This is a genomic window from Lentilactobacillus sp. (assembly GCF_040773105.1).
Classification (GTDB): domain Bacteria; phylum Bacillota; class Bacilli; order Lactobacillales; family Lactobacillaceae; genus Lentilactobacillus; species Lentilactobacillus parabuchneri.
On record NZ_JAXGWW010000312.1, the window covers coordinates 1 to 1923 of the forward strand.

At 44.5% G+C, this 1923-nt stretch carries 2 protein-coding genes; both read right to left on the reverse strand.

Annotated elements, in window-relative coordinates:
* Window positions 1-75 precede the first annotated feature (75 nt).
* Complete coding sequence (locus AB3112_RS11160; protein WP_367334530.1) at window positions 76-1272, reverse strand: CynX/NimT family MFS transporter; 1197 nt, start codon at window positions 1270-1272, stop codon at window positions 76-78.
* Window positions 1273-1296: 24 nt separating this feature from the next.
* Window positions 1297-1737, reverse strand: a complete 441-nt coding sequence (locus AB3112_RS11165; protein ID WP_239822835.1) for a MarR family winged helix-turn-helix transcriptional regulator — start codon at window positions 1735-1737, stop codon at window positions 1297-1299.
* Between the last annotated feature and the right edge of the window lie 186 nt (window positions 1738-1923).

Here is a 1923-nt window from a genome sequence, read left to right on the forward strand (position 1 = left end):
ATCATTACTCGGATTACAAAAAGAAGCAGTGTGCATTTTTCGCACACTGCTTCTTTTTTTCAGGATGTTTAATTATCAATTAAAGACATGTTGTTGCCGGTCAATCATCAATCCAGCACCGGTCATGATCACGACAATCACGATCAGGCAGACCAGCGCGATCGTCCAAGAATTGAATTGACTGTGGAGAAAACCAGCCATTATTGGACCGACTGAAGCTGCTAAGTAGCCGATGGATTGGGCCATGCCGGAAACTGCCGAAGTTTCATACGGATCTCTTGTTTTGAGGGAAAATAAAATCATCGACATACTAAAGGCGGCGTTAGTTGCAAATCCCAGTAGGATGCAGGAAATAACTGCGATAACCATTGATGGCGTTTCGATCATCAAGCCACCCAAGCCAAAGAAAAATAACAAGAAAATCATGAGCATTAACGGTGCCTGCTTTTCTCTTCTACCCGCCAAGTTTGGAATGAGGTAGGCCATTGGAAGTGACGACAACTGCAACAGCCCCAACAAGAGACTGGCAGTGTTTTGACTCATCCCATGAGAGACGAAAATTGACGGTACCCATGTTAGGATTGTATAGAATAACAACGATTGAAGTCCCATGAACACAGTGAGCGACCAAGCCAGCGGTTGTTTCCAAACAGGCTTGGTTTGGCGAGTTGCGCCACTGTGTTGAATCGTGTTTGCGGAAGGCTTTTTCTGAACGGATTGGTTGAAAAACATCACCGCCAATGTGATGACCGGGATAATGGCCAACCATTGCAAGGTTGACTGCCAGCCAAGAACGCCGGAGATTGGTGAACTGAGGCCAGCCGCCAGCGCACTGAAAACAGTCATCGACAAGGTATAAACGCTGGTCATGACCCCAATCTTACTTGGAAAATATTTACCGACAACGGCAGGCGACAAGACATTTAAGATAGCAATAGAACTGCCCGCCAGCAAGGTTCCGATAAGCAGTGCCGGAAATGAATAGATGCGGACAAAGGATCCAATCCCCAGGCCAATTAGGGCGGCGGTAATCACCGGCATCATCCCAAATCGATGGACCAGCCGGTTAACGAAGGGCGAAATAATGGCAAAACAGAGTAGCGGAATAGTGGTCAGACTGCCCAAGAACCAAGCCGGCAGGTGAAAGGTATCGGAAATCTGGTTTAAGATCGGCGGAACGGCTGTTAAAGCAGTTCTTAGATTGGCACCGATTAAGATTAATAATAGGATAATTAAGATCATTTGAAGTTTAGTTTGCTTTGTTGTTTGCACAAAAGTACTTCCTCTCATAAAAAATTATTGAATGTGACTGTGAACGCGGGTCAGAACATCCTTGATCTTTCCTAAATCGAGTTGGTCGAGCGAAAAAACCGTGTTAAGTTCATCCAAATAGGCGTTATAAATTCCTTCAGATAAATTGCGTCCTTTGACAGTCGCGTTTAACTTGAAGCGGCTTTGATTAGCCGGGTCGACCTGACGAGACACTAACTGTTTTGCAATTAAGCCCTTGATGATGGTGGAAACGGTACTTTTGTTGAGTTCTAAGATCTCTGCCAAGCCGATGACTGAGTTATCAGGGAAGTCCACCAAAGTATCAATTAATAAAAGCTCATTTGGAGCCAGGCCGTGTTTTCTGGAGTATTTGCGCAAAAGTCGGCGTTCCGTTCGCCGAATCCCGCGATTCAAAAAGATGATTTCTTTGAGTAAGTCGCGTTGTTGATTATTGATGATGATCACCTCATTTTAGTTGAAGTGTTCGAAAACGAACACTAATCATTCTACACGTCCTTTGGGAAAATGCAACCTGATGGATGAAAATGCAGTGCGTGCTGGGATTGGATGAAATTGGTTCGTAGATGACAAGTTTGATTTTAAACGTAATAGAACCGGCCAACGATGAATGATTTGCATTCATGATTGGTC